At 68.2% G+C, this 26,584-nt stretch carries 23 protein-coding genes and 3 tRNA genes; 21 read left to right on the top strand and 5 right to left on the bottom strand.

Features of this window, described 5'->3' with window-relative positions; genetic code table 11:
* Window positions 1-133 precede the first annotated feature (133 nt).
* Window positions 134-583: a 2-thiouracil desulfurase family protein gene (locus ACZ68L_RS23280; protein WP_469579755.1), complete on the top strand. Its 450-nt coding sequence runs from the start codon at window positions 134-136 to the stop codon at window positions 581-583.
* A 63-nt stretch (window positions 584-646) separates the two neighbouring features.
* On the opposite strand, the gene ACZ68L_RS23275 is transcribed toward ACZ68L_RS23280, so the two are convergent.
* Together ACZ68L_RS23275 and ACZ68L_RS23270 are read right to left on the bottom strand one after the other, a co-directional pair.
* Window positions 647-1,303, bottom strand: coding sequence for an SDR family oxidoreductase (locus ACZ68L_RS23275; protein WP_469579754.1), 657 nt, complete (start codon window positions 1,301-1,303; stop codon window positions 647-649).
* 34 nt (window positions 1,304-1,337) lie between these two features.
* Window positions 1,338-2,633, bottom strand: coding sequence for an amidohydrolase family protein (locus tag ACZ68L_RS23270; RefSeq protein WP_469579752.1), 1,296 nt, complete (start codon window positions 2,631-2,633; stop codon window positions 1,338-1,340).
* Window positions 2,634-2,936: 303 nt separating this feature from the next.
* Here ACZ68L_RS23270 and ACZ68L_RS23265 point away from each other — a divergent pair.
* The 8 genes from ACZ68L_RS23265 to ACZ68L_RS23230 all read left to right on the top strand — a co-directional run bounded on the left by ACZ68L_RS23265 (window position 2,937) and on the right by ACZ68L_RS23230 (window position 7,672).
* Window positions 2,937-3,009, top strand: a tRNA-Thr gene (locus ACZ68L_RS23265).
* A gap of 45 nt (window positions 3,010-3,054) precedes the next feature.
* A tRNA-Met gene (locus ACZ68L_RS23260) sits at window positions 3,055-3,127 on the top strand.
* Between the two features lie 89 nt (window positions 3,128-3,216).
* Entirely contained in the window at window positions 3,217-3,381 is a 165-nt protein-coding gene (gene rpmG / locus ACZ68L_RS23255; RefSeq protein ID WP_003956487.1) for a 50S ribosomal protein L33, read from the top strand.
* A gap of 102 nt (window positions 3,382-3,483) precedes the next feature.
* Entirely contained in the window at window positions 3,484-3,936 is a 453-nt protein-coding gene (locus tag ACZ68L_RS23250; protein ID WP_469579750.1) for an FAS1-like dehydratase domain-containing protein, read from the top strand.
* Entirely contained in the window at window positions 3,936-4,364 is a 429-nt protein-coding gene (locus ACZ68L_RS23245; protein WP_469579748.1) for a MaoC family dehydratase, read from the top strand. Before ACZ68L_RS23250 ends, ACZ68L_RS23245 begins: the two co-directional genes overlap by 1 nt.
* 127 nt (window positions 4,365-4,491) lie before the next feature.
* On the top strand, window positions 4,492-5,040 hold the full coding sequence (locus tag ACZ68L_RS23240; protein WP_469579772.1) for a TetR/AcrR family transcriptional regulator: 549 nt from the start codon (window positions 4,492-4,494) through the stop codon (window positions 5,038-5,040).
* A 75-nt stretch (window positions 5,041-5,115) separates the two neighbouring features.
* A complete protein-coding gene (locus tag ACZ68L_RS23235) occupies window positions 5,116-6,546 on the top strand; it encodes an MFS transporter (RefSeq protein WP_469579747.1) in 1,431 nt (476 codons plus the stop codon).
* A gap of 70 nt (window positions 6,547-6,616) precedes the next feature.
* A complete protein-coding gene (locus ACZ68L_RS23230) occupies window positions 6,617-7,672 on the top strand; it encodes a UDP-N-acetylmuramate dehydrogenase (RefSeq protein WP_469579745.1) in 1,056 nt (351 codons plus the stop codon).
* 198 nt (window positions 7,673-7,870) lie between these two features.
* Here ACZ68L_RS23230 and ACZ68L_RS23225 read toward each other — a convergent pair whose 3' ends face one another.
* On the bottom strand, window positions 7,871-8,506 hold the full coding sequence (locus tag ACZ68L_RS23225; protein WP_469579743.1) for an NAD(P)-dependent oxidoreductase: 636 nt from the start codon (window positions 8,504-8,506) through the stop codon (window positions 7,871-7,873).
* Window positions 8,507-8,593: 87 nt separating this feature from the next.
* On the opposite strand from ACZ68L_RS23225, the gene ACZ68L_RS23220 reads away from it, so the two are divergent.
* Window positions 8,594-9,199: a TetR/AcrR family transcriptional regulator gene (locus tag ACZ68L_RS23220; RefSeq protein ID WP_469579741.1), complete on the top strand. Its 606-nt coding sequence runs from the start codon at window positions 8,594-8,596 to the stop codon at window positions 9,197-9,199.
* 313 nt (window positions 9,200-9,512) lie between these two features.
* On the opposite strand, the gene ACZ68L_RS23215 is transcribed toward ACZ68L_RS23220, so the two are convergent.
* Both ACZ68L_RS23215 and ACZ68L_RS23210 read right to left on the bottom strand, forming a co-directional pair.
* Window positions 9,513-10,535, bottom strand: coding sequence for an adenosine deaminase (locus ACZ68L_RS23215; RefSeq protein WP_469579739.1), 1,023 nt, complete (start codon window positions 10,533-10,535; stop codon window positions 9,513-9,515).
* Between the two features lie 120 nt (window positions 10,536-10,655).
* A complete protein-coding gene (locus ACZ68L_RS23210; RefSeq protein WP_469579737.1) occupies window positions 10,656-11,882 on the bottom strand; it encodes a pyridoxal phosphate-dependent aminotransferase in 1,227 nt (408 codons plus the stop codon).
* 227 nt (window positions 11,883-12,109) lie between these two features.
* Here ACZ68L_RS23210 and ACZ68L_RS23205 point away from each other — a divergent pair.
* The 11 genes from ACZ68L_RS23205 (at window position 12,110) to ACZ68L_RS23155 (ending at window position 26,522) form a co-directional block, all read left to right on the top strand.
* Window positions 12,110-12,182, top strand: a tRNA-Trp gene (locus tag ACZ68L_RS23205).
* A gap of 106 nt (window positions 12,183-12,288) precedes the next feature.
* The gene (secE, locus tag ACZ68L_RS23200; protein WP_391738810.1) at window positions 12,289-12,576 is read left to right on the top strand and encodes a preprotein translocase subunit SecE; all 288 of its coding nucleotides are present in this window, start codon (window positions 12,289-12,291) and stop codon (window positions 12,574-12,576) included.
* A gap of 73 nt (window positions 12,577-12,649) precedes the next feature.
* Window positions 12,650-13,537 carry a transcription termination/antitermination protein NusG gene (nusG, locus tag ACZ68L_RS23195; protein WP_469579735.1) on the top strand — a complete coding sequence of 296 codons (888 nt, stop codon included), beginning with the start codon at window positions 12,650-12,652 and terminating at the stop codon, window positions 13,535-13,537.
* A gap of 176 nt (window positions 13,538-13,713) precedes the next feature.
* Window positions 13,714-14,148 (top strand): 50S ribosomal protein L11, encoded by a 435-nt coding sequence (gene rplK, locus ACZ68L_RS23190; RefSeq protein ID WP_469579733.1) that lies wholly within the window; start codon window positions 13,714-13,716, stop codon window positions 14,146-14,148.
* A gap of 81 nt (window positions 14,149-14,229) precedes the next feature.
* Window positions 14,230-14,952 (top strand): 50S ribosomal protein L1, encoded by a 723-nt coding sequence (rplA, locus tag ACZ68L_RS23185; RefSeq protein WP_361441388.1) that lies wholly within the window; start codon window positions 14,230-14,232, stop codon window positions 14,950-14,952.
* Between the two features lie 164 nt (window positions 14,953-15,116).
* Complete coding sequence (locus ACZ68L_RS23180; protein ID WP_469579731.1) at window positions 15,117-16,016, top strand: SCO4651 family lipoprotein; 900 nt, start codon at window positions 15,117-15,119, stop codon at window positions 16,014-16,016.
* 198 nt (window positions 16,017-16,214) lie between these two features.
* Window positions 16,215-17,096, top strand: coding sequence for an SCO4651 family lipoprotein (locus ACZ68L_RS23175; RefSeq protein ID WP_469579729.1), 882 nt, complete (start codon window positions 16,215-16,217; stop codon window positions 17,094-17,096).
* A 286-nt stretch (window positions 17,097-17,382) separates the two neighbouring features.
* A complete protein-coding gene (rplJ, locus tag ACZ68L_RS23170) occupies window positions 17,383-17,913 on the top strand; it encodes a 50S ribosomal protein L10 (RefSeq protein WP_266358738.1) in 531 nt (176 codons plus the stop codon).
* A 111-nt stretch (window positions 17,914-18,024) separates the two neighbouring features.
* On the top strand, window positions 18,025-18,408 hold the full coding sequence (gene rplL, locus ACZ68L_RS23165) for a 50S ribosomal protein L7/L12 (protein ID WP_362440680.1): 384 nt from the start codon (window positions 18,025-18,027) through the stop codon (window positions 18,406-18,408).
* A gap of 599 nt (window positions 18,409-19,007) precedes the next feature.
* Window positions 19,008-22,493 (top strand): DNA-directed RNA polymerase subunit beta, encoded by a 3,486-nt coding sequence (gene rpoB, locus ACZ68L_RS23160; protein WP_469579727.1) that lies wholly within the window; start codon window positions 19,008-19,010, stop codon window positions 22,491-22,493.
* 129 nt (window positions 22,494-22,622) lie between these two features.
* Window positions 22,623-26,522, top strand: a complete 3,900-nt coding sequence (locus ACZ68L_RS23155) for a DNA-directed RNA polymerase subunit beta' (protein WP_469579726.1) — start codon at window positions 22,623-22,625, stop codon at window positions 26,520-26,522.
* The last annotated feature ends 62 nt before the right edge of the window (window positions 26,523-26,584 follow it).

Raw genomic sequence — 26,584 nt, 5'->3', positions numbered from 1 at the left:
ACGGTTGAGATCAGCTGGATGAACCGCCGGATGCGTGACCCGCATGTCCGGTGGTGTGAGAGGAGGGACGGGCGACCCGTCCCTCCTACTCGATTCTGCCGCGAGGGTCGTTTCTGCTGCGAGGGTCGTGAACATGGAACCTGTGCTGGTCAGCGCCTGTCTGCACGGTGTGCCCTGCCGCTTCGACGGCCGTGCCAAGGCCTCCGCCGCCGTGGCCGACGCCCTCGGGGACCGGCGCCCCGTCGTCTTCTGCCCCGAGGTCGCCGCCGGACTGCCTACCCCCCGTCGCCCCGCCGAGATCGTCGGCGGCGACGGCCATGACGTCCTCGACGGCCGCGCCCGCGTCATCGACGACACCGGGCACGACGTCACGGAGGAGTTCGTGGACGGCGCCGGACGCGCGCTGGAGGCCGCCCGGCGGGCCGGGTGCACCGAGGCGCTGCTGATGGCCCGCAGCCCTTCCTGCGGGCGCGGCACGGTCCATGACGGCACGTTCACGGGCGAGCTCCGCGAGGGCGACGGCGTCACCGCCGCCCTGCTGGAGCGCCACGGCATCACGGTCCACCCGGCGCCTGGCGGCTGAACCGAGGGGGCGGGCCGCCTGCCAGGACCGGGCGCGATGCCGCCGGACAGCCGGATCAACGGCTCAGTTCCCCGCCACGTCCTTCACCGCGACCGCCACCGGCACACTCCCCGAGATGAGCTCCAGCGTGAGACCCGCCGTCGCCGGGGTCTCCAGCAGTTCCACCAGCGCCGCCGCCACGTCGTCGCGCGGCACCGGCCCGCGGCCCGCCGAGGCGGTCAGGAGGACCATTCCCGTGCCCGCGTCGTTCGTCAGCATCCCGGGGCGCAGAATCGTCCAGTCGAGTGTGGTCCTGGAGCGCACATAAGCGTCCGCGGCGCCCTTCGCCCGCAGGTACGCGTCGAAGACCTCGTCCCCCGGGTGGTCGGGATCGGCGCCCATCGACGAGACCACGACATGGCGCCGTACGCCCGCCCGTTCCGCCGCGTCCGCGAACAGCACGGCCGCGCCGCGATCCACCGTCTCCTTGCGTGCCGAGCCGCTGTTCGGGCCCGCACCGGCCGCGAAGACCGCCGCGTCGGCGCCGCGCAGCACCTCCGCCACCTCCTCGACGGAAGCGGATTCGAGATCCAGGACGACCGGTTCGGCGCCTGCCGCCCGGACGTCCTCGCTCTGTTCCGGATTACGGATGACACCGACGGCCTCGTAGCCGCCCGCAGTGAGCAGCCGCTCCAGCCGAAGCGCGATCTGACCATGTCCACCTGCGATGACAATGCGCATGCTCACGACCGTACGCCGCCATGGGCCGCCGCGCTCAGGGCCCGCCGCAGGGACCGGAATCCGGCCGGCCCTGGCGCGGCAGGCCGAGGGCGACGACGGTCTCCGAGTCGCAGTACTCGCGCACCGCGCTCGTCCGCGCCACCACCCGGCCGCGGTGCACGACGACCCGGCTGTAGGCGAGCGACAGCGCGCCCGAGAGCTGCTCCCCGCGCACGGCGAGGAGCTCGGCCGGGAAGCCCGCCTCGACGCGGACCTCGGGCAGCCCCATCGCCCTCCTGGCGGCCGAGGACACCGCCTCGTAGGCCTCGTCGGCGCGCATCCCGCTCTGCGAGGCCAGCAGATAGGCGGCCTCCAGCGGATCCCCGCGGCCCACCGGGTTCGCGACGTCCCGCAACGCCCCGCTGCCCGCCGCGACCCGTACGCCGGCCGCGCGCAGCAGCCGTACGGGCGCGGTGCCCCGGCCCTCCACCCCGCTGCAGCCGCCCTGGGGGAGGCAGATCACCGTCACCCCGGCCGCGGCGAGCTGGTCGGCGGCTCGGGCCGAGGACTGCGAAGGGAGCAGGGAGAGGCCGGCGCACGGACCGATGGAGACGCCCGGCCGCAGTCCGCCGGACATGGCGGCCAGTCGGCCGAGCCGGGCCGGATCGTCACCGTCCGTGTGCAGATCGACGGGGCAGCCCTGTTCGGCGGCGATCTCCAGGACGGCTTCCACGTACCCCGCCGGGTCCGGATCGAGGTCGGGGCAGCCGCCGACCGCGCCGGCCCCCATCTTCACCGCCTCACGCAGCATGGCGAGATTGTCGGCGCCCGCGATGCCGGTGAGCAGCCGGGGCACGGCGACAGGGGTCAGCTCGGCCAGTCCGCGCAGCGAATCGCGTGCCCGCAGTACGGCTTCCAGGGAGGCGAGGCCCTGGACGGAGCCGATCCGTACGTGCGCGCGCAGCGCGGTGGCGCCGTGGCCGAGCTGCAGCAGGGCGGCCTCGGTGGCGCGGCGCTGGATGTCCTCGGGGCGGTGCGACACGGGGCCCGGGGTGTCGGGGCCCGTACCGCCGGCAGTGAGCGCGGTGTCGCTGTGGGCGTGCGGTTCGGCGGGCGCGGGGAGCAGCAGGTGGCCGCGCAGGTCCACCCGCGGGCCGGTGGCGGTCAGGCTGCCCGCGGTGCCGACGGCCTCGATGCGTCCGCCACCGAGCCGTACGTCCACGATGCGGCCGTCCGTGAGACGGGCGCCGCAGAGCACCAGGGTGCCGGTCTCGGCGGTGTCGGGGCTGCTGGTCGCATCGGCCGCGTCGGCGGTCTGGTCGTCCGGCTGCCACGGCTGGCTGTCGGGCATCGCGCTCCTGGGAAGGGGTACAAGATCACGCAGAGTGAGACGAGCCTAGGGGCGTGTTCGGTCCGGTTCGAGGAGGAGCGAAATAGTCGTACCGGTGTGGCCCCCGAGAGGGATCCGGGGCACGGTTGTGCTGCTGGGGCCCCAGTGGTGCACGTGATCGCCGAGGGGCTGCTCAAGTGGCTGATGGGCGAGCCGGAAAGGGCCCGATCAAGGGATCGGCCGGGCCCCGGTCACGGTCGCCGGACGGGGCTGCGAAACGGATTTGGGCGATCGGCGACCAACCGTGTAATGTCTTCATCGCTCGCCCCAATAGCTCAGTCGGTAGAGCGTCTCCATGGTAAGGAGAAGGTCTGCGGTTCGATTCCGCATTGGGGCTCTGGTGATCGGGAAACCCCGCTTCGGCGGGGGGACTCGTCATCAAAGCGGTGTAGCTCAGTCGGTAGAGCAAGCGGCTCATAATCGCTGTGTCACCGGTTCAAGTCCGGTCACCGCTACTTACGGTAGCCGATTGTGGGGTCGGTCCTTCGATCGGCTACTCTTTTTTGCGTTCATCCGTCCATCCGTCCGTCCAAGGAGCACTCACGTGGCTGCCACCGACGTCCGCCCGAAGATCACGCTGGCCTGCGTGGAGTGCAAGGAGCGGAACTACATCACCAAGAAGAACCGGCGTAACAACCCGGACCGTCTTGAGATGAAGAAGCACTGCCCGCGCTGCAACTCGCACACGGCGCACCGCGAAACGCGCTGAAAAAGGCTCGTACACGAGGCCGTCCCCATCGGGGGCGGCCTCGTGTCGTTGTATGGGGCTGTCCTTCGGTCTTTTCATCTTTCATCAGGAGGTAGCGAGCTCATGGCGCTCGACCATTCCTTCGTGGGGCGGACCTATCCGCCCACTCCGCCGTACGAGGTCGGCCGGGAGAAGATTCGCGAGTTCGCCGAGGCGGTGGGCGACACCAATCCGGTGTACGTGGACCCCGAGGCCGCCAAGGCGCTCGGCCACAGCGATGTGATCGCCCCGCCGACGTTCGTCTTCTCGATCACCTTCAAGGCCGCGGGGCAGGTGGTGCAGGACCCGCAGCTGGGTCTGGACTACAGCCGCGTGGTGCACGGAGACCAGAAGTTCGTCTACGTGCGTCCGGTTCGAGCGGGGGACCGGCTGACGGTCACCTCGACGATCGAGGACATCAAATCCTTGGCGGGCAACGACATCCTGGACATCCGTGGCGAGGTCCACGACGAGTCCGGTGAGCATGTCGTGACCGCGTGGACGAAGCTGGTGGCGCGCGCCGCCGAGGAGGCGTGATGACGGCGAAGGTCGCTTTCGAGTCGGTCGAGGTCGGTACAGAGCTGCCGGCGCGGTCCTTCCCGGTCACCCGGGCGACGCTGGTGCAGTACGCGGGCGCCTCCGGCGACTTCAACCCGATCCACTGGAACGAGAAGTTCGCCCGCGAGGTCGGACTGCCGGACGTGATCGCGCACGGCATGTTCACCATGGCCGAGGCGATCCGGGTGGTCACGGACTGGGCCGGCGATCCGGGTGCGGTCGTCGAGTACGGGGTTCGCTTCACCAAGCCGGTCGTCGTCCCGAACGACGACCGGGGCGCCCTGATCAAGGTCGGGGGCAAGGTGGCCGCCCTGCTGGACGACAAGCGGGTGCGGGTGGACCTGACGGTCATGAGCGAGGGCAAGAAGGTGCTGGGCATGTCCCGCGCCGTGGTGCAGCTCGGCTGAGGCCGCCGAATGTGGCGTAAGGGGCACTGTCCATGGGGCGGTGCCCCTTACGTATGTGCCTGTCGCGGCTGGAATCCCAGGCTTGACCAAGTTAGTGATTGAGTACTAACTTGACGGCATGGCAAGGATGAGTGCAGATGAGCGGCGCGAGAGCGTCGTCCGCGCGTCGATCACCGAGTTCGCCCGCGGGGGATACAACGCCACCTCCACCGAGGCGATCGCCAAACGGGTGGGGGTCTCGCAGCCGTACCTCTTCCGCCTCTTCCCCAACAAGCAGGCCATGTTCCTCGCCGCCGCCGAGCGCTGTCTGGAGGACACCCGGAAGGTCTTCTCCGAGGCGGCCGAGGGTCTTGAGGGCGACGAGGCGCTGCACGCCATGGCCAGGGCGTACCAGCGCCTGATCGTCGACGACCCGGACAAGCTGCTGATGCAGATGCAGACGTACGCGGCCGTCGCGGCGGCCGAGGCGTCGGGGGATCACGAGTTCGGCGAGTCGGCCCGTGCCGGCTGGCTCCAGATGTGGGACGAGGTCCATCTCGCGCTCGGTGCCGATCTCGGCGAGACGACGACGTTCCTCGCGTACGGCATGCTCGTCAACACCCTCGCCTCGCTCGGCTTCCCGGCCGGTCACCGGGTCTGGTCGGGGTTCTACGACTCGGCCAGGCCGACCGCCTGAACAGCGCGACCCGGGTTCCGCCCGGTTTTCTGCCCGGAAAAGTTAGTCATTGATAACTAATCCCCAGGGGGAGCAGTGAACCAGCACACGACAGGCCGCTCAGGAGCGGTCTGGGCTCTCGTCATCACCAGCGTCGCAGGGTTCATGGCGGCTCTCGACAACCTCGTCGTCACCACCGCCCTGCCCTCCATCCGCAAGAGTCTCGGCGGTGAACTGGCGGAGCTCGAATGGACCGTGAACGCGTACACCCTCACCTTCGCCGTGCTGCTGATGCTCGGGGCGGCCCTCGGTGACCGGTTCGGCCGGCGCCGGCTCTTCCTCGCCGGGCTCACCGTCTTCACCGGGGCCTCCGCCGCGGCCGCCCTCTCGCCCGGTATCAACGAACTCATCGCCTTCCGGGCCGTCCAGGGCGTGGGCGCGGCGATCATGATGCCGCTGACGCTCACACTGCTCACGGCCGCCGTGCCGGCCGCCCGCCGCGGCGCCGCGCTCGGCATCTTCAGCGCCGTCACCGGACTGGCCGTGGCCAGCGGACCGCTGATCGGCGGCAGCCTCACCGAGCACCTGTCCTGGCAGTGGATCTTCTGGCTGAACGTTCCGATCGGTCTGGTCCTGCTGCCGCTGGCGCGGCTGCGCCTGGCGGAGTCGTACGCGCCGGACTCGCGGCTCGACATCTCCGGCACACTCCTGGTCAGCGGCGGACTCTTCGGCATCGTCTACGGCCTGGTCAACGCCAACACCGACGGCTGGACCAGCGCCACCGTCCTCACCGCGCTGCTCGTGGGCGCCGCGCTCATCGGCGGGTTCATCCACCACGGATTCCGTGCGAAGAACCCCATGCTGCCCATGCGGCTCTTCCGCAACCGCGCGTTCTTCGGGATCAACATGGCCGGCCTGCTGATGTTCTTCGGGATGTTCGGGTCGATCTTCCTGCTCAGCCAGTACTTCCAGGGCGTGCTGGGCTACTCGCCCACCGAGGCCGGCCTGCGGATGCTGCCCTGGACCGGAATGCCGATGCTGGTCGCCCCCGTCGCGGGGGCGCTCTCCGACCGGTTCGGCGGCCGGCCGGTGGTCGTGGCCGGGCTCGCGCTCCAGGCGATCGGCCTGGCCTTCTTCGCGGTGGTCATCGGACCCGACGCCTCGTACGTCTCGCAGTTGCCCGGCCTGATGGTCGGCGGCGTCGGCATGGCCCTGTACTTCGCACCCGCCGCCAGCCTCTTGATGTCCAGCGTCCGCCCCGCCGAGCAGGGCATCGCCTCCGGCGCCAACAACGCCCTGCGCGAGGTCGGCGGAGCCCTCGGGGTCGCCGTGCTCGCCACGGTCTTCTCCTCGCAGGGCGGTTACGACTCGGCGCGGTCCTTCACGGACGGGACCGTTCCGGCGGTGTGGATCGGCGCCGGCGCGGTGGTGCTGGCCGCCCTCGTCGCCCTGCTGATACCGGGCCGCCGCAATGCCGCGGCCCCGGAACCCGAGGCGGCCGGCGAGCGTGTCCCCGTAGCCGCCTGAGCCGCGGTCCCGTGCGTACGGTCCGTGGCCCCGCCCGAGCGGCGGGGACACGGACCGTACTCTTGTCCCCGTGCAGGAACTCCACGACGCCCCCCTCGCCCCCCTGACCACCTTCCGGCTCGGCGGCCCGGCCACCCGCCTCCTCACGGCGACGACCGACGTCGAGGTGATCGAAGCCGTGCGCGAGGCCGACGACAGCGGCACCCCGCTCCTCGTCATCGGCGGCGGCAGCAATCTGGTCATCGGCGACAAGGGCTTCGACGGTACGGCTCTGCGCATCGCGACCAAGGGCTTCGCCCTGGACGGCACGACGCTGGAACTGGCCGCCGGAGAGGTCTGGACGGACGCCGTGGAGCGCACCGTCGAAGCCGGTCTCGCGGGCATCGAGTGTCTGGCCGGAATTCCAGGATCCGCAGGTGCGACGCCGATCCAGAACGTCGGCGCCTACGGCCAGGAAGTGTCCTCCACGATCACCGAGGTCGTCGCCTATGACCGCTGCACCCGTGAGACGGTCACCATTCCGAACGTCGAGTGCGCGTTCTCGTACCGACACAGTCGCTTCAAGGCCGAACCCGACCGTTTCGTGGTGCTGCGTGTCCGCTTCGAACTGGAAGAGGCAGGCGGCCTGTCCGCGCCCCTGAAGTACCCCGAAACGGCCCGTGCCATGGGCGTCGGACAGGGTGAGCGCGTTCCCATCGAGGCCGCCCGCGAAACGGTGCTCAGGCTTCGCGCCGGCAAGGGCATGGTGCTGGACCCCGAGGACCACGACTCCTGGTCGGCCGGCTCGTTCTTCACCAATCCGATCCTGGAGCAGGCGGAGTACGAGACGTTCCTCGCCCGCGCCAAGCACCGGCTCGGCCCAGAGGTGACGCCCCCCGCCTTCCCCGCGGACGGGGGACGCACCAAGACCTCCGCGGCCTGGCTCATCGACAAGGCCGGTTTCACCAAGGGATACGGCGCCGGCCCGGCCCGTATCTCCACCAAGCACACCCTCGCGCTCACCAACCGCGGCGGCGCGACCACCGAGGACCTGCTCGCGCTGGCCCGTGAGGTCGTCGCCGGGGTCCACGAGGCCTTCGGCGTCACGCTCGTCAACGAACCCGTGACGGTCGGTGTGAGCCTCTAGTCAGGGCCTCTTGTTCGGATCGCGCCGGGCTCGCGTGCCCGGGACGGCACCTCGCCGCGGTGTCGCCTCACCCGAGTGCGTCCGGCACGAGGGCGATGCCCGGCCTTGCGGCACACCGCACCGCACGCCGTGAACTCCCCGGCAATCCTTCCCGGCCCACCGCACGGGAACGGCGCGCCGCACTGGACGGCGCGCCGCTCAGTACGCCACGCCCACGCCCTGCTTCACCGCGGCCGGATCATCGATCAGCGCCAGCATCGCGTGCGCCACATCGGCCCGTGAGATGGTCCGGCCGCTGCGCGGACTGCCGCCGAAGACCGTCCGGTACTTCCCCGTCAGAGGCCCGTCGGTGAGCCTCGGCGGCCGTACGGACGTCCAGTCCGTCGCGCTCCGGGCCAGCGCGGCCTCCATCAGCGTCAGGTCCTCGTAGACGTCCTTGAGGATCGCCCCGACCACCTTGCGGACCAGTCGGTCCGGCAGCGGGTCGTCGGCGGGCCGGGGCCCGACCGGGGCGGCGCTGACCACGACCAGCCGCCGCGTTCCCTCGGCCTCCATCGCCCGCAGCACCGTCCCGGTCAGCCGCTCCGCGACGCCGTCGGCCCTCCGGCCGCGCGAACCGAGCCCGGAGAGCACCGCGTCCCGGCCCGCGACCGTTTCGCGCAGTGCGTCCGGGTCGTCGATGCGCGCCGCCGTGTGGACCTGGACGTCGGAGAGCGGGACGGGCAGCCGCGCCGGATCGCGTACCACCGCCGTCACCTCGTGCCCAGCCGCCACCGCCTGGCGGACGAGCTCCTGACCGACGCCGCCCGTCGCGCCGAACACTGTGATCCTCATTGCGCACCCTCCTGGGGTGGGTAAGTATTCACTCACCCCTAGGGTTAGTGAATACTCACCGCCTCGTCAAGCTTCACTGGAGTCCACATGGAGCAGAAGCCGGCTCGCGTCCGCATCGTCGACGCCGCCCATCAGCTGATGCTCACCATCGGCCTGGCACGCGCCACCACCAAGGAGATCGCCAGAGCCGCCGGCTGTTCGGAGGCCGCGCTCTACAAACACTTCCCGAGCAAGGAGGAGCTGTTCGTGGCCGTGCTCAAGGAACGGCTGCCCAGACTCAACCCGCTGCTGAAGCGGCTCATCGCGAGCCCGGGGGCGGGGGAGCGGACCGTCGAGCAGAACCTCACCGAGATCGCCCGCCAGGCGGCCCTCTTCTACGAGCAGAGCTTTCCGATCGCCGCCTCGCTGTACGCCGAGCCCACACTCAAGGAACGCCACAACGCGGCGATGAGGGAGCTGGGCACCGGCCCGCACATGCCCATACGCGGCCTGGACGCGTATCTGCGCTCCGAGCAGGCCGCCGGACGGGTACGAGCCGACGCGGACACGTACGCGGCCGCCTCGCTGCTCCTGGGGGCCTGCGTGCAGCGGGCGTTCGCATACGACGCCACGGAGGCCGGAGTGCCACCGCAGTCCCTCGACGACTTCGCCGTGTCCGTGGCCAGGGTGCTGATGCGAGCGGTCGGGGTGTAGACAGGGCCGGGCCGGATGCCACGGACGCGTCCCGGTGTCGGCCGGAAGGCCCTGGTGCGGTGACCGGAAGGGTTCACCCCCTCGCGGCGTCCGGCACGGCACCTCGCCGTGTTGTCGCATCGCCCGAGTGCGTCCGGCACGAGGGCGCTCCTCCGCCTCGCGCTCCTCCGCCTCGCGCTCCTCCGCCTCGCGCTCCTCCGCCTCGCGCTCCTCCGCCTCGCGCTCCTCCGCCTCGCGATGCACCGCACCGGACGCCGTGAGCTTCCCGGCAGACCTTTACGGCAGACCTTTCCGGCCGTAGCACTAGCTGTATTCACCCGCCCGGCTTCGACAGCCATTCGTCGATGCCCGTCAGGAGCTCCGCCCGGACCGCGGCCGGGGCCGCGGAGCCCCGCACCGACTGCCGGGCCAGTTCCGCCAGCTCCTCGTCCGTGAACGCGTGGTGGCGCCGTACGAGCTCGTACTGCGCGGCCAGCCGGGAGCCGAAGAGCAGTGGGTCGTCGGCTCCCAGGGCCATCGGCACCCCGGCCTCGAACAATGTGCGCAGGGGTACGTCGGCGGGCTTCTCGTAGACGCCCAGCGCCACGTTCGACGCCGGGCACACCTCGCAGGTCACTCCGCGCTCCGCCAGCCTGCGCAGCAGCCGCGGGTCCTCGGCGGCCCGTACGCCGTGCCCGATCCGGGCCGCGTCGAGATCGTCCAGACAGTCCCGCACGCTCGAAGGACCGGCCAGCTCGCCGCCGTGCGGGGCCGCCAGCAGACCGCCGTCGCGGGCGATGGCGAAGGCCCGGTCGAAGTCCCGGGCCATCCCGCGGCGCTCGTCGTTGGAGAGCCCGAATCCGACCACACCGCGGTCCACGTACCGCACGGCGAGCCGGGCCAGCGTCCGGGCGTCCAGCGGATGCTTCATCCGGTTCGCCGCGATCACCACCCGGATCGGCAGACCGGTCTCGCGCGACGCGCTGTCCACCGCGTCCAGGATGATCTCGATCGCCGGGATCAGCCCGCCGAGCAGCGGGGCGTACGAAGTGGGGTCGACCTGGATCTCCAGCCAGCCCGAGCCGTCCGCGACGTCCTCCTGGGCCGTCTCGCGCACGAGCCGCTGGATGTCCTCGGCGGACCTCAGGCACGACCGGGCGATGTCGTACAGCCGCTGGAAGCGGAACCACCCGCGCTCGTCCGTGGCCCGCAGCCTGGGCGGCTCGCCGCCGGTCAGGGCCTCCGGCAGGCGTACGCCGTACTTGTCGGCGAGTTCGAGCAGCGTCGTGGGCCGCATCGACCCGGTGAAATGCAGGTGCAGGTGGGCCTTGGGCAACAGCCGTACATCACGCTCCATTCCAAGATCCTGCCGCACGCGTGGGGTCCAGCGGTAGCCGCTTTCCCCATCGAGTTGGCCCTCGAACAAGAAAGCGACCCCCGGCCGGAGCCGGGGGCCGCCCACTGGATTCGGGACGCGTCAGGCCTTCGCCTCGCCCAGCAGCTTCTGGAGCCGCGAGACGCCCTCGACGAGGTCGTCGTCGCCCAGGGCGTACGAGAGCCGCAGGTAGCCCGGCGTACCGAAGGCCTCGCCCGGCACGACCGCGACCTCGGCCTCGTCCAGGATCAGCGCCGCCAGCTCGACCGAAGTGGCCGGGCGCTTGCCGCGGATCTCCTTGCCGAGCAGCTCCTTCACCGAGGGGTACGCGTAGAACGCGCCCTCGGGCTCCGGGCACAGCACGCCGTCGATCTCGTTGAGCATCCGGACGATGGTCTGCCGGCGCCGGTCGAACGCGGTACGCATCTCGGCGACCGCGTCCAGGCTGCCGGAGACGGCGGCCAGCGCGGCGACCTGGGCGACGTTGGAGACGTTGGACGTGGCGTGCGACTGCAGGTTGGTCGCGGCCTTGACGACGTCCTTCGGGCCGACGATCCAGCCCACCCGCCAGCCGGTCATCGCGTACGTCTTGGCGACGCCGTTGACCACGACGCACTTGTCGCGCAGCTCGGGCACGATCGCGGGCAGCGAGGTGAACTTCGCGTCGCCGTACACGAGGTGCTCGTAGATCTCGTCGGTCAGCACCCACAGGCCGTGCTCGACGGCCCAGCGGCCGATCGCCTCGGCGTCGGCCTCGCTGTACACGGCACCGGTCGGGTTCGACGGGGAGACGAACAGGACGACCTTCGTACGCTCGGTGCGCGCCGCCTCCAGCTGCTCGACGGAGACCCGGTAACCGGTGGTCTCGTCGGCCACGACCTCCGCCGGGACACCGCCGGCCAGCCGGATCGACTCGGGGTAGGTGGTCCAGTACGGAGCCGGGACGATGACCTCGTCGCCCGGGTCCAGGATCGCGGCGAACGCCTCGTAGATGGCCTGCTTGCCGCCGTTCGTCACCAGGATCTGGGAGGCGTCGACCTCGTAGCCGGAGTCGCGCAGCGTCTTCTCCGCGATGGCGGCCTTGAGCTCGGGGAGCCCTCCCGCCGGGGTGTAGCGGTGGTACTTGGGGTTGCGGCAGGCCTCGACCGCGGCCTCGACGATGTAGCCGGGGGTCGGGAAGTCGGGCTCACCGGCACCGAAACCGATCACCGGACGGCCGGCGGCCTTGAGAGCCTTGGCCTTGGCGTCGACGGCGAGGGTGGCGGACTCGGAGATGGCACCGATGCGGGCGGAGACCCGGCGCTCGGACGGAGAAGTTGCAGCGCTCATGACCCCCATGGTCCCAGACCGTGATCCCTGGCGGCACAGGGGTTTCAGGGACCGGACAGGACTCGGACACCATGCGGACAACATGCGACCAGGAGCGGTCGGGAGCTATCTGTTCGACGCCGGGCCGCTGAACACGTACACTCACCTGTCGTTGGCCTTCACCCGCCGCACCGTTCTCGCACCCGGAGTATCCGGGGGAAGATGCGGTAGGTTGGTGGAAACCACAAAGGGTCGTAGCTCAATTGGTAGAGCACTGGTCTCCAAAACCAGCGGTTGGGGGTTCAAGTCCCTCCGGCCCTGCTACACACTCCTTCGCCAGGATGTGTGCGCATGTACGTACTTCAATGCACCGCCGTGCGGCTCCACCGGGCGCGGCACGGCCATGACCCGGAATCAGGTGAGTAGCGTGACGGACGCCGTGGGCTCCATCGACATGCCTGATGCCGAGGATGAAGTACCCGAGTCGAAGAAGAAGGCCCGGAAGGGCGGCAAGCGCGGTAAGAAGGGCCCTCTGGGCCGCCTCGCGCTGTTCTACCGCCAAATTGTTGCCGAACTGCGCAAGGTCGTCTGGCCGACACGCAGCCAGCTGACGACGTACACCTCGGTGGTGATTGTTTTCGTCGTCGTCATGATTGGTCTGGTGACCGTGATTGACTTCGGATTCCAGCGGGTCGTCAAGTACGTCTTCGGCTGATCCCGCGGAGGGCGCCTCATGGGCGCCCCTTTCGCATGTTCCACCCATTTGTATCCAGGAAGAAGCAGCCACCGTGTCTGACCCGAACCTGAACGACGCCGTCGAGCCGACGGCGGGCGCCTTCGAGTCCGCCGAGGACGAGCTCGACATCGTCGAGGCGGCGGACGCCGAGGAGCCGGACCAGGCCGAAGCTGCCGACGCCGCCGCAGGCGAGCCCGCCGAGCAGGCCGCCGTGCACACCGAGGACGAGGCCGCCGAGGCCGACGCCGGTTCCGAGAGCGACGACGACGAGCCCGCCGAGGCCGACGAGGAAGCCGGAGAAGAGGCCGAGCCGGCCGCCCCGGTCGACGCCGTCGCCGCCCTGCGCGAGGAGCTCCGCGGCCTCCCCGGCGAGTGGTACGTCATCCACACGTACGCCGGTTACGAGAAGCGTGTGAAGGCCAACCTCGAACAGCGCGCCGTCTCGCTCAACGTCGAGGAGTTCATCTACCAGGCCGAAGTGCCCGAGGAAGAGATCGTCCAGATCAAGAACGGCGAGCGCAAGAACGTCCGCCAGAACAAGCTCCCGGGATACGTCCTGGTGCGCATGGATCTGACGAACGAGTCCTGGGGCGTCGTCCGCAACACCCCCGGTGTCACCGGCTTCGTGGGCAACGCCTACGACCCGTACCCGCTGACCCTGGACGAGATCGTCAAGATGCTCGCCCCGGAGGCCGAGGAGAAGGCCGCCCGCGAGGCTGCCGAGGCCGAGGGCAAGCCGGTTCCGTCCCGCAAGGTCGAGGTGCAGGTGCTCGACTTCGAGGTGGGCGACTCGGTCACCGTCACCGACGGCCCGTTCGCGACGCTGCAGGCGACGATCAACGAGATCAACGCCGACTCGAAGAAGGTCAAGGGCCTCGTCGAGATCTTCGGCCGCGAGACCCCGGTCGAGCTCAGCTTCGACCAGATCCAGAAGAACTAGCGGCTTCCCGCCAGTTTTCGGACACATGCCTACCGAGCAGGTCAGATCGGCTGCGAAGCCCGTCTGACCTGCTCGGTTTTTGGTCGCGCAGCTATACCCGTTATCGTTGTGCGGTATGCCTCCATCCGGATGACCGGAAGGCGGCGAAACACTCTCACTAGGACCCGGAGAGAGCAATGCCTCCCAAGAAGAAGAAGGTCACGGGGCTTATCAAGCTCCAGATCAACGCCGGTGCGGCCAACCCGGCCCCGCCGGTCGGCCCCGCGCTCGGCCAGCACGGCGTCAACATCATGGAGTTCTGCAAGGCCTACAACGCCGCGACCGAGTCGCAGCGTGGCATGGTCGTGCCGGTGGAGATCACGGTCTACGACGACCGTTCCTTCACCTTCGTCACCAAGACTCCGCCGGCCGCGAAGCTGATCCTCAAGGCCGCGGGGGTGGAGAAGGGCTCCGGCGAGCCCCACAAGACCAAGGTCGCCAAGCTGACGGCCGCCCAGGTCCGTGAGATCGCCACGACGAAGCTCCCCGACCTGAACGCCAACGACCTCGACGCCGCGTCGAAGATCATCGCTGGCACCGCCCGTTCCATGGGCATCACGGTCGAAGGCTGATTCAGCCCCTCACGTCCTCAGTGGTAGGGCCAAGCGCTGGCCCGCACCACGACTCCACACCCTGAAACCACAGGAGTAGAAGTGAAGCGCAGCAAGAACCTCCGGGCTGCGGACGCCAAGATCGACCGGGAGCGCCTCTACGCCCCGCTCGAGGCCGTCCGTCTCGCCAAGGAGACCGCGACCACCAAGTTCGACGGCACTGTCGAGGTCGCCTTCCGTCTGGGTGTCGACCCTCGCAAGGCCGACCAGATGGTCCGTGGCACCGTGAACCTCCCGCACGGCACCGGCAAGACCGCCCGGGTCCTGGTCTTCGCGACCGGTGACCGTGCTGCGGCCGCGGAAGCCGCGGGCGCCGACATCGTCGGCGCCGACGAGCTCATCGACGAGGTGGCGAAGGGCCGTCTGGACTTCGACGCCGTCGTCGCGACCCCGGATCTCATGGGCAAGGTCGGCCGCCTCGGCCGCGTGCTCGGTCCGCGTGGCCTGATGCCGAACCCGAAGACCGGTACGGTCACCCCCGATGTCGTGAAGGCTGTCAACGACATCAAGGGCGGCAAGATCGAGTTCCGCGTCGACAAGCACTCGAACCTGCACTTCATCATCGGCAAGGTCTCCTTCGACGAGACGAAGCTGGTCGAGAACTACGCTGCGGCGCTGGAGGAAGTCCTCCGTCTGAAGCCGTCCGCCGCCAAGGGCCGCTACATCAAGAAGGCCGCGCTGGCCACCACGATGGGCCCCGGCATCCCGCTGGACGCCAACCGCACCCGTAACCTCCTCGTCGAGGAGGACCCGGCCGCCGTCTGAGCCTCCGCGCTCGGCATCCGGCCGCGTCACGTGTGACATGGACGGGCCCCGCAACCTTTCGAGGTGCGGGGCCCGTCCTCGTATTCGTACGGAACCGATGGCTGTGTCGGAGCTGTGCGTTAGCGTGAGGAACCGACTGAGCCGAACGAGGGGTGGAAGCTGACATGAGGACCAGTACCGTGCGACGCGTGTGTCTGTCGGTGGCAGCGGCAGCGGCGCTTACGTCGGTCGCGGCCTGCGGGGGGTCGGACAGCGGTAAGAGCGACAGCCGCGGCGGCGGCGCCGTGAAGGTCGACCCGATAGCCGTGTTGCGTGATGTGCAGACGAAGACCGGCGGGGAGAAGTCGGCGAAGGTCGAGGGCACCACCCGGATGGGCACCATCATGTCCATGAAGCAGACCGGCACCATCGACTGGACCGACGGTCTCACCGGCGCCATGGAGATCACGTACACCGGCGGCAGCATGGCGGACGCCATGAAGCAGAACGGTGGCACGGGCACCCTGCAGGCCCGCTATTTCAAGGACGGCTACGTCGTCAACATGGGCGACGCGTTCGCCAGGCAGGCCGGTGGCAAGCACTGGATCAGCTATGGCTACGCCGACCTCGCCAAGATCGCGGGTGCCTCCGGCGAGGCGATGAAGCAGCAGATGCAGAACACCACCCCCGACCAGGGCGTGAAGTCTCTGCTGGCCTCCGGTGACGTGAAGAAGGTCGGCCAGGAGGACGTGCGCGGGGTCTCCGCCACGCACTACTCCGGTACCGTCGATGTCGCCGATCTGACCGCGAAGAACTCCGTGCTCGACGCCGACCAGCTCGCTCAGCTGAAGAAGCAGCTGAGCGACGTCGGGATCACCACGGAGACAGTCGACATCTGGGTCGACGAGAACAATCTGCTGGTCAAGAAGACCGAGCGCGGCCAGATGAAGACCGGCGAGCTCAATTCGACCATGTACTACAGCGACTACGGGACGAAGGCCTCGGTCGAGAAGCCCCCGGCCGGCGACACGGTCGACTTCACCGATCTCGTGAAGCAGCAGGGGAGCGGCGCGGGAGCATCCTGAGCCTCCGCTCCGACCGCTCTGCGAGACGGCGCACACACGCCGGCCGCGGACGGGCGCGACGAACGGGCCCCGCACCTCGGAAGAGGAAGGTGCGGGGCCCGTTCGTTGTGTCAGCCACGTTTATTGACTGTGCGCTGTCAGTGCCGGCCGATATGGTCACGGGACTTGACTAACATTTTGGCGTCCCGTGGGGGGATCATGCGTTCGAGTTACCGAAGGACCGCTGGTGCTGTTCTGGCCGGAGTGCTGCTGTGCGGAACGGCGGCGTGTACGGGAGAGAAGAGCAGCCCGGCCGCTGTCGGTGAAAACGGCGAGCGGGCGGGGCAGAAGCCGGTCGAGGTGACACCTGCAGCGGCCGTGCGGAAGGCCGCCGACAACAGCCGCCGGATCACGTCGCTCACGTACCGGATGAGCGGCGAGGTCCAGGGGCAGACCATGGAGGGGACCGCGGCGATGTCCATGAAGCCGCCGGCCATGCAGATGCACATGAAGGGCGGTTCCGCGGGGGAGACCGGCGAGGTCGAACTGCGGCTCACCGGCGATGCCATGTACATCAACGGTGGCCCGGAAGCGGCCGCCGAGATGGACGGCAAGTCCTGGCTCAAGCTGGACATGGCCGAGCTCAAGAAGTCCACGGGGCAGGACCCGCTGGGTGGTCTGTCCAGTCAGGCCGACCGCAATCCCGCGGAGGAGTCCGCCTCGATGAGGGCCGCCAAGGACCTCAAGAGGATCGGGCCGGCCACCGTGGACGGCGTCCGGACGACGCATTACACCGGCACGGTCACCCTGGCCGACATGCGTGCGTCCCTCGCGGACGAGGACGCGGAGACCCGCGAGCGACGCACACAGGCACTGAAGCAGTACGAGGACATGGGCATCGAGAAGCTCTCGATGGACATGTGGATCGACGGCAGCGACCACACCAAGCAGATCCGCACCCGGTCCACGACCGACAAGGGCCGGTTCGACCTGACCATCACGTTCGTGGACTTCAACAAGCCGGTCACGGTCAAGGCCCCGCCGGCCTCCGAGACCATGGACCTGGCCGAGATGATGAAGGGCGCCGACGGCGGAGCCTGAGCCTCGTACGACCCGGGCGCGACGTCCGCTTCGGGACGGATTTGCTCGGCGCGGCCCCGGTCGCGTAACCTCCTACAGAAGCCAAAGACCGCTGGTCGTTGCTGTGCTCCCGCAAGGGGGAACAGCGACCGAAGGATCCGTTGAGTACGGGCGACCTGCGCAGGTGACTGTGGAAAGCTCCCGGACTTCGTTCGGTCGAGCTACGCCCTGGCGCCCGCGCCGGGGCGTTTCGTCTTTCCCGGCCCCTTCTGAGCGGTCCTCATCACCCGGAAGGAGGCCGACGCTCATGGCAAGGCCCGACAAGGCTGCCGCGGTAGCCGAGCTGACGGACCAGTTCCGCAGCTCGAACGCCGCTGTGCTGACCGAGTACCGGGGTCTCACCGTGGCGCAGCTCAAGACGCTGCGTCGTTCGCTCGGTGAGAACGCCCAGTACGCCGTGGTGAAGAACACGCTGACCAAGATTGCGGCCAACGAGGCCGGGATCACTTCGCTGGACGACCAGTTCACTGGTCCGACGGCGGTTGCCTTCATCACCGGTGACCCGGTGGAGTCGGCGAAGGGTCTTCGTGACTTCGCCAAGGACAACCCCAACCTCATCATCAAGGGCGGTGTCCTTGACGGTAAGGCACTGACCGCGGATGAGATCAAGAAGCTCGCGGACCTCGAGTCCCGCGAGGTTCTGCTCGCCAAGCTGGCGGGCGCCATGAAGGGCAAGCAGACTCAGGCTGCTCAGGTCTTCCAGGCGCTCCCGTCGAAGTTCGTCCGCACCGCGGAGGCGCTTCGTGCCAAGCAGGCCGAGCAGGGCGGTGCCGAGTAATTCGGCTCGCGCAATGATCGCCGCCCCCTAGGGCGACGGTCGCAGCGGGCCGAACGTACGCCCGCCTACATGTAACTCCGGCACCTGCCGAATTAGTGGAAGGACGCCATCATGGCGAAGCTGTCCCAGGACGACCTGCTCGCGCAGTTCGAAGAGATGACCCTCATCGAGCTCTCCGAGTTCGTGAAGGCCTTCGAGGCGAAGTTCGACGTCACCGCCGCCGCCGCGGTCGCCGTTGCCGCCCCGGGTGCCCCCGGTGCCGCCGCTGAGGCCGTCGAGGAGCAGGACGAGTTCGACGTCATCCTCACCGGCGCCGGCGAGAAGAAGATCCAGGTCATCAAGGTCGTGCGTGAGCTGACCTCGCTGGGCCTGAAGGAGGCCAAGGACCTCGTCGACGGCACCCCGAAGCCGGTCCTCGAGAAGGTCGCCAAGGAGGCCGCCGAGAAGGCTGCCGAGTCCCTCAAGGCCGCCGGCGCTTCCGTCGAGGTCAAGTGACTCAAGGAGTCCGCTGACTCCTCCTGACTGCCCGTGCCGCACGGTACGGACGTCAAACGACGAAGGGCGATCACCCATCCGGGTGGTCGCCCTTCGGCGTACCCGCGGCGGCTGCCTTGCTCTTCCGGCGGCGACGAGTATGGTGATCATCGCCGTTGCCTCTCGGGGCCGGCCGGCAGGCGCCGAGAGGTGGCCGGGTGAGGACCTCGGGGCGTTCGTCCCGGCAGGGGGGCCTTGACGAACCGCACGCGGCGCGCAATTCTCAGGACGCGTCGTCACATCGATCCGAATCCGAGGCATGGATCGTGGGCGAAGCGGGCAGTAAAGAAGAGCGCATCGCGCGCAAGGGCTAGTCATAGGTGTTGAGAACAGCTGTTGAGAGCTACGAGGGTCTCTGAGAACCCGGACTGGACATCAGTGTGCCATTTGGCTACACTGACCCTTTGCGCTGCCTGTTAGCTGCCTCCTGCCCGTCACCAGGGGCATGCCCACGCTTGAGCATCGATGACCGAACGTCTCTGACCTGGGATTTCTGTCTCCGTGTCCAGCTTGGGACCGGTACGCGCGTAGTGAGTCCGAGCCCTCGGAAGGACCCCCTCTTGGCCGCCTCGCGCAACGCCTCGACCGCGAATACGAACAACGGTGCCAGCACCGCCCCGCTGCGCATCTCCTTTGCAAAGATCAAGGAGCCCCTCGAGGTTCCGAACCTCCTCGCGCTGCAGACCGAGAGCTTTGACTGGCTCCTCGGCAATGCCGCCTGGAAGGCTCGCGTCGAGGCTGCTCTGGACAGTGGACAAGACGTCCCCACCAAGTCCGGCCTGGAGGAAATCTTCGAGGAGATTTCGCCGATCGAGGACTTCTCCGGGTCGATGTCGCTTACGTTCCGCGACCACCGCTTCGAGCCCTCGAAGAACTCGATCGACGAGTGCAAGGAGCGCGACTTCACGTTCGCCGCCCCGCTCTTCGTCACGGCCGAGTTCACCAACAACGAGACCGGTGAGATCAAGTCTCAGACGGTCTTCATGGGCGACTTCCCGCTCATGACGAACAAGGGCACCTTCGTCATCAACGGCACCGAGCGTGTCGTGGTGTCGCAGCTCGTCCGTTCGCCCGGTGTCTACTTCGACTCCTCCATCGACAAGACGTCCGACAAGGACATCTTCTCCGCCAAGATCATCCCGTCCCGGGGTGCCTGGCTGGAGATGGAGATCGACAAGCGCGACATGGTCGGTGTGCGCATCGACCGCAAGCGCAAGCAGTCCGTGACCGTTCTGCTCAAGGCTCTCGGTTGGACGACCGAGCAGATCCTGGAGGAGTTCGGCGAGTACGAGTCCATGCGCGCCACCCTGGAGAAGGACCACACCCAAGGCCAGGACGACGCGCTGCTCGACATCTACCGCAAGCTGCGTCCGGGCGAGCCGCCCACGCGCGAGGCCGCCCAGACGCTGCTGGAGAACCTCTACTTCAACCCGAAGCGCTACGACCTCGCGAAGGTCGGCCGCTACAAGGTGAACAAGAAGCTCGGCGCGAACGAGCCGCTGGACGCCGGGGTGCTCACCACCGACGACGTCATCGCCACCATCAAGTACCTGGTGAAGCTGCACGCCGGTGAGACCGAGACGGTCGGCGAGTCCGGTCGCTCGATCATGGTCGAGACCGACGACATCGACCACTTCGGCAACCGTCGTATCCGTAACGTCGGCGAGCTGATCCAGAACCAGGTCCGTACGGGTCTCGCCCGTATGGAGCGGGTCGTGCGCGAGCGCATGACCACCCAGGACGTCGAGGCGATCACGCCCCAGACCCTGATCAACATCCGGCCGGTCGTCGCCTCCATCAAGGAGTTCTTCGGCACCAGCCAGCTGTCCCAGTTCATGGACCAGAACAACCCGCTGTCGGGCCTGACGCACAAGCGTCGTCTCAACGCGCTGGGCCCGGGTGGTCTCTCCCGTGAGCGGGCCGGCTTCGAGGTCCGTGACGTGCACCCGTCGCACTACGGCCGCATGTGCCCGATCGAGACGCCTGAAGGCCCGAACATCGGTCTGATCGGTTCGCTCGCTTCGTACGGCCGCATCAACGCGTTCGGCTTCATCGAGACGCCTTACCGCAAGGTCGTCGAGGGTCAGGTCACCGACGAGGTCGACTACCTGACCGCCGACGAGGAGGACCGCTTCGTCATCGCGCAGGCCAACGCGCCGCTGACCGACGAGCTCCGGTTCGTCGAGCCCCGCGTGCTGGTCCGTCGCCGTGGCGGCGAGGTCGACTACGTGCCCGGCGCGGACGTCGACTACATGGACGTCTCGCCGCGCCAGATGGTGTCCGTCGCCACCGCGATGATTCCGTTCCTGGAGCACGACGACGCCAACCGTGCCCTCATGGGCGCGAACATGATGCGTCAGGCGGTGCCGCTGATCAAGTCCGAGGCGCCGCTGGTCGGCACCGGCATGGAGTACCGCTGCGCCACCGACGCCGGTGACGTGCTCAAGGCCGAGAAGGACGGTGTGGTCCAGGAGGTCTCCGCGGACTACATCACCGTGACCAACGACGACGGCACGTACACCACGTACCGCATCGCCAAGTTCATGCGCTCCAACCAGGGCACCTCGGTCAACCAGAAGGTTGTCGTCTCCGAGGGCGACCGGGTCGTCGCCGACCAGGTCCTCGCCGACGGTCCGGCCACCGAGAACGGTGAGATGGCCCTCGGCAAGAACCTGCTCGTGGCGTTCATGCCGTGGGAGGGTCACAACTACGAGGACGCGATCATCCTGTCGCAGCGCCTCGTGCAGGACGACGTCCTCTCCTCGATCCACATCGAGGAGCACGAGGTCGACGCCCGTGACACCAAGCTCGGCCCCGAGGAGATCACCCGGGACATCCCGAACGTCTCCGAGGAGGTCCTCGCCGACCTCGACGAGCGCGGCATCATCCGTATCGGTGCCGAGGTCGTCGCCGGCGACATCCTCGTCGGCAAGGTCACGCCCAAGGGCGAGACCGAGCTGACCCCCGAGGAGCGCCTGCTCCGCGCGATCTTCGGTGAGAAGGCGCGCGAGGTGCGCGACACCTCGCTGAAGGTGCCGCACGGTGAGATCGGCAAGGTCATCGGCGTCCGCGTCTTCGACCGCGAGGAGGGCGACGAGCTGCCGCCGGGCGTGAACCAGCTGGTCCGCGTCTACGTCGCGCAGAAGCGCAAGATCACCGACGGTGACAAGCTCGCCGGCCGTCACGGCAACAAGGGCGTCATCTCGAAGATCCTTCCGATCGAGGACATGCCGTTCCTGGAGGACGGCACCCCGGTCGACATCATCCTCAACCCGCTGGGTGTCCCGTCCCGAATGAACCCGGGACAGGTCCTGGAGATCCACCTCGGCTGGCTCGCCAGCCGCGGCTGGGACGTCTCCGGCCTCGGTGACGAGTGGGCCAAGCGCCTGCAGGCCATCGGCGCGGACCAGGTCGCCCCCGGCACCAACGTCGCCACCCCCGTCTTCGACGGTGCGCGCGAGGACGAGATCTCCGGTCTCTTCGAGGCCACGATCCCGAACCGCGACGGCGACCGGCTGGTGCAGCCCTCCGGCAAGGCCCATCTGTTCGACGGCCGCTCCGGCGAGCCGTTCCCGGAGCCGGTCTCGGTCGGGTACATGTACATCCTCAAGCTGCACCACCTCGTCGACGACAAGCTGCACGCTCGTTCGACGGGCCCGTACTCCATGATCACCCAGCAGCCGCTGGGTGGTAAGGCCCAGTTCGGTGGACAGCGCTTCGGTGAGATGGAGGTGTGGGCCCTTGAGGCATATGGCGCCGCATACGCACTCCAGGAGCTCCTGACGATCAAGTCCGACGACGTGACCGGCCGCGTCAAGGTCTACGAGGCCATCGTCAAGGGCGAGAACATCCCCGAGCCGGGCATCCCTGAGTCCTTCAAGGTGCTCATCAAGGAAATGCAGTCGCTCTGCCTCAACGTGGAGGTGCTGTCCTCGGACGGCATGTCCATCGAGATGCGCGACACGGACGAGGACGTCTTCCGCGCGGCGGAGGAGCTCGGTATCGACCTGTCCCGGCGCGAGCCGAGCAGCGTCGAAGAGGTCTGACGGGTTGGCCGGCCGGATCCCCGTGATCCGGCCGGCTCTCCCCGGACCCGTTCAGACCATTGCTGAAGTGCCCCGATTTCTCGCGTGACGCGAGGGGGCTCGAACCCCCGAAAGAGGGATTGACGACAAGTGCTCGACGTCAACTTCTTCGACGAGCTGCGGATCGGCCTTGCCACCGCGGACGACATCCGGACCTGGTCCCACGGCGAAGTGAAGAAGCCGGAGACCATCAACTACCGCACGCTCAAGCCCGAAAAGGACGGACTCTTCTGCGAGAAGATCTTCGGTCCGACCCGGGACTGGGAGTGCTACTGCGGCAAGTACAAGCGTGTCCGCTTCAAGGGCATCATCTGTGAGCGCTGTGGCGTCGAGGTCACGCGCGCCAAGGTGCGCCGTGAGCGCATGGGTCACATCGAGCTTGCCGCTCCCGTCACCCACATCTGGTACTTCAAGGGCGTCCCGTCGCGCCTGGGCTACCTGCTGGACCTCGCGCCGAAGGACCTTGAGAAGGTCATCTACTTCGCCGCGTACATGATCACGTTCGTGGACGAGGAGCGCCGTACGCGCGACCTGCCCTCGCTGGAGGCGCACGTCTCCGTCGAGCGTCAGCAGGTCGAGAACCGTCGCGACTCCGACCTCGAAGCCCGCGCCAAGAAGCTCGAGACCGACCTGGCCGAGCTGGAGGCCGAGGGCGCCAAGGCCGACGTGCGCCGCAAGGTGCGCGAGGGTGCCGAGCGTGAGATGAAGCAGCTGCGCGACCGCGCGCAGCGCGAGATCGACCGCCTCGACGAGGTGTGGAGCCGCTTCAAGAACCTCAAGGTCCAGGACCTGGAGGGCGACGAGCTGCTCTACCGCGAGCTGCGTGACCGCTTCGGCACGTACTTCGACGGCTGCATGGGTGCCGCCGCTCTGCAGAAGCGCCTGGAGTCGTTCGACCTCGACGAGGAGGCCGAGCGCCTCCGCGAGATCATCCGTACCGGCAAGGGCCAGAAGAAGACCCGTGCGCTCAAGCGCCTCAAGGTCGTCTCCGCGTTCCTGCAGACCAGCAACAAGCCCAAGGGCATGGTGCTCGACTGCGTGCCGGTCATCCCGCCGGACCTGCGTCCGATGGTGCAGCTGGACGGTGGCCGCTTCGCGACCTCCGACCTGAACGACCTGTACCGCCGTGTGATCAACCGCAACAACCGCCTCAAGCGTCTTCTCGACCTCGGTGCCCCCGAGATCATCGTGAACAACGAGAAGCGGATGCTGCAGGAGGCCGTCGACGCGCTGTTCGACAACGGCCGCCGCGGTCGCCCGGTCACCGGTCCCGGTAACCGCCCGCTCAAGTCCCTCAGCGACATGCTGAAGGGCAAGCAGGGTCGATTCCGTCAGAACCTCCTCGGTAAGCGTGTGGACTACTCCGCGCGTTCCGTGATCGTCGTCGGCCCGCAGCTCAAGCTGCACCAGTGCGGTCTGCCGAAGGCCATGGCGCTGGAGCTCTTCAAGCCGTTCGTGATGAAGCGCCTGGTCGACCTGAACCACGCGCAGAACATCAAGTCGGCCAAGCGTATGGTCGAGCGTGGCCGCACTGTGGTGTACGACGTCCTCGAAGAGGTCATCGCCGAGCACCCGGTGCTGCTGAACCGTGCACCGACCCTGCACCGCCTCGGCATCCAGGCCTTCGAGCCGCAGCTGGTCGAGGGCAAGGCCATCCAGATCCACCCGCTCGTCTGCACCGCGTTCAACGCGGACTTCGACGGTGACCAGATGGCCGTGCACCTGCCGCTCTCCGCGGAGGCGCAGGCCGAGGCCCGCATCCTGATGCTGTCCTCGAACAACATCCTGAAGCCGGCCGACGGCCGTCCCGTCACCATGCCGACCCAGGACATGGTGCTGGGCCTGTTCTTCCTCACCACGGACGAGGAGGAGCGCAAGGTCGTCGGACAGGGCCGTTCCTTCGGTTCCACGGCCGAGGCGATCATGGCCTTCGACGCCCGGGAGCTGTCGCTCCAGGCGAAGGTCGACATCCGCTTCCCGGTGGGTACCATCCCGCCGCGTGGCTGGGTGCCGCCGGTCGCCGAGGAGGGCGAGCAGGAGTACCAGCAGGGCGACACGTTCCGGCTGCGTACGTCGCTGGGCCGCGCGCTCTTCAACGAGCTGCTGCCCGAGGACTACCCGTTCGTCGACTACTCGGTCGGCAAGAAGCAGCTCTCCGAGATCGTCAACGACCTCGCCGAGCGCTACCCCAAGGTCATCGTGGCGGCGACGCTCGACAACCTGAAGGCGGCGGGCTTCTACTGGGCGACCCGTTCCGGTGTCACCGTGGCCATCTCCGACGTCGTGGTCCCCGAGGCCAAGAAGGCGATCGTTGCCGGCTACGAGGCGCAGGACGAGAAGGTCCAGAAGCAGTACGAGCGCGGTCTGATCACCAAGGACGAGCGCACGCAGGAACTCATCGCGATCTGGACCAAGGCGACCAACGAGGTCGCCGAGGCGATGAACGCGAACTTCCCCAAGACGAACCCCATCTTCATGATGGTTGACTCGGGTGCCCGAGGAAACATGATGCAGATGCGTCAGATCGCCGGTATGCGTGGTCTGGTGTCCAACGCCAAGAACGAGACGATCCCGCGTCCCATCAAGGCGTCCTTCCGTGAGGGCCTCACCGTTCTGGAGTACTTCATCTCCACGCACGGTGCCCGTAAGGGTCTGGCGGACACCGCCCTGCGTACCGCCGACTCGGGTTACCTGACCCGTCGTCTGGTGGACGTCTCGCAGGACGTGATCATTCGCGAGGAGGACTGCGGCACCGACCGCGGCCTGAAGCTGAAGATCGCCGTCAAGGGCGCGGACGGCGTGCTCCGCAAGACGGAGGACGTCGAGACCTCGGTCTACGCCCGCATGCTCGCCGAGGACGTCGTCGTCGACGGCAAGGTCATCGCGCCTGCCAACGTCGACCTCGGTGACGTCCTGATCGACGCCCTGGTGGGTGCCGGCGTCGAGGAGGTCAAGACCCGTTCGGTCCTGACCTGTGAGTCCGCGGTCGGCACCTGTGCCTTCTGCTACGGACGCTCGCTCGCCACCGGCAAGCTGGTCGACATCGGTGAGGCGGTCGGCATCATCGCCGCCCAGTCCATCGGTGAGCCCGGTACCCAGCTGACGATGCGTACCTTCCACACCGGTGGTGTGGCCGGTGACGACATCACCCAGGGTCTGCCCCGAGTCGTCGAGCTCTTCGAAGCCCGTACGCCCAAGGGTGTCGCCCCGATCTCGGAGGCGGCAGGCCGCGTCCGTATCGAGGAGACCGAGAAGACCAAGAAGCTCGTCGTCACCCCGGACGACGGCAGCGACGAGACGGCGTTCCCGATCTCGAAGCGTGCTCGTCTGCTGGTGGGCGAGGGCGACCACGTCGAGGTGGGCCAGAAGCTCACCGTGGGTGCCACCAACCCGCACGACGTGCTGCGCATCCTCGGCCAGCGCGCGGTCCAGGTCCACCTGGTCGGCGAGGTCCAGAAGGTCTACAACTCGCAGGGTGTGTCGATCCACGACAAGCACATCGAGATCATCATCCGGCAGATGCTGCGCCGTGTGACGATCATCGAGTCCGGCGACGCGGAGCTGCTGCCGGGCGAGCTCGTCGAGCGCTCGAAGTTCGAGACCGAGAACCGTCGTGTGGTCACCGAGGGCGGTCACCCCGCCTCCGGCCGTCCGCAGCTGATGGGTATCACCAAGGCCTCGCTCGCCACCGAGTCGTGGCTGTCGGCGGCGTCCTTCCAGGAGACGACCAGGGTTCTGACCGACGCGGCGATCAACGCCAAGTCGGACTCCCTGATCGGCCTCAAGGAGAACGTCATCATCGGTAAGCTCATCCCGGCCGGTACGGGCCTGTCCCGCTACCGCAACATCCGGGTCGAGCCGACCGAGGAGGCCAAGGCCGCGATGTACTCGGCCGTCGGCTACGACGACATCGACTACTCGCCGTTCGGCACGGGCTCCGGCCAGGCCGTTCCGCTGGAGGACTACGACTACGGTCCGTACAACCAGTAAGCGAGTCGCCTGAACGACCGGAGGGCGGTCATCCCGTATGCACGGGGTGGCCGCCCCTCGGC

It is taken from the genome of Streptomyces sp. NPDC104309, assembly GCF_055584025.1.
Note: the sequence above shows the minus strand (reverse complement) of the source record. Positions and strands in the feature narration are given on the sequence as shown.

What these genes read in the sequence shown, in the direction of transcription:
- ACZ68L_RS23245 (WP_469579748.1), top strand. Translation starts at nt 3,936, where the DNA reads ATGACGGCGAAGGTCGCTTTCGAGTCGGTCGAGGTCGGTACAGAGCTG.
- ACZ68L_RS23220 (WP_469579741.1), top strand. Translation starts at nt 8,594, where the DNA reads ATGGAGCAGAAGCCGGCTCGCGTCCGCATCGTCGACGCCGCCCATCAG.
- ACZ68L_RS23270 (WP_469579752.1), bottom strand. Translation starts at nt 2,633, where the DNA reads ATGCCCGACAGCCAGCCGTGGCAGCCGGACGACCAGACCGCCGACGCG.
- ACZ68L_RS23175 (WP_469579729.1), top strand. Translation starts at nt 16,215, where the DNA reads ATGCGTTCGAGTTACCGAAGGACCGCTGGTGCTGTTCTGGCCGGAGTG.
- ACZ68L_RS23250 (WP_469579750.1), top strand. Translation starts at nt 3,484, where the DNA reads ATGGCGCTCGACCATTCCTTCGTGGGGCGGACCTATCCGCCCACTCCG.
- rplJ (WP_266358738.1), top strand. Translation starts at nt 17,383, where the DNA reads ATGGCAAGGCCCGACAAGGCTGCCGCGGTAGCCGAGCTGACGGACCAG.
- ACZ68L_RS23275 (WP_469579754.1), bottom strand. Translation starts at nt 1,303, where the DNA reads ATGCGCATTGTCATCGCAGGTGGACATGGTCAGATCGCGCTTCGGCTG.
- ACZ68L_RS23280 (WP_469579755.1), top strand. Translation starts at nt 134, where the DNA reads ATGGAACCTGTGCTGGTCAGCGCCTGTCTGCACGGTGTGCCCTGCCGC.
- ACZ68L_RS23210 (WP_469579737.1), bottom strand. Translation starts at nt 11,882, where the DNA reads ATGAGCGCTGCAACTTCTCCGTCCGAGCGCCGGGTCTCCGCCCGCATC.
- ACZ68L_RS23215 (WP_469579739.1), bottom strand. Translation starts at nt 10,535, where the DNA reads ATGGAGCGTGATGTACGGCTGTTGCCCAAGGCCCACCTGCACCTGCAT.
- ACZ68L_RS23225 (WP_469579743.1), bottom strand. Translation starts at nt 8,506, where the DNA reads ATGAGGATCACAGTGTTCGGCGCGACGGGCGGCGTCGGTCAGGAGCTC.
- ACZ68L_RS23240 (WP_469579772.1), top strand. Translation starts at nt 4,492, where the DNA reads ATGAGTGCAGATGAGCGGCGCGAGAGCGTCGTCCGCGCGTCGATCACC.
- rplL (WP_362440680.1), top strand. Translation starts at nt 18,025, where the DNA reads ATGGCGAAGCTGTCCCAGGACGACCTGCTCGCGCAGTTCGAAGAGATG.
- rplK (WP_469579733.1), top strand. Translation starts at nt 13,714, where the DNA reads ATGCCTCCCAAGAAGAAGAAGGTCACGGGGCTTATCAAGCTCCAGATC.
- ACZ68L_RS23180 (WP_469579731.1), top strand. Translation starts at nt 15,117, where the DNA reads ATGAGGACCAGTACCGTGCGACGCGTGTGTCTGTCGGTGGCAGCGGCA.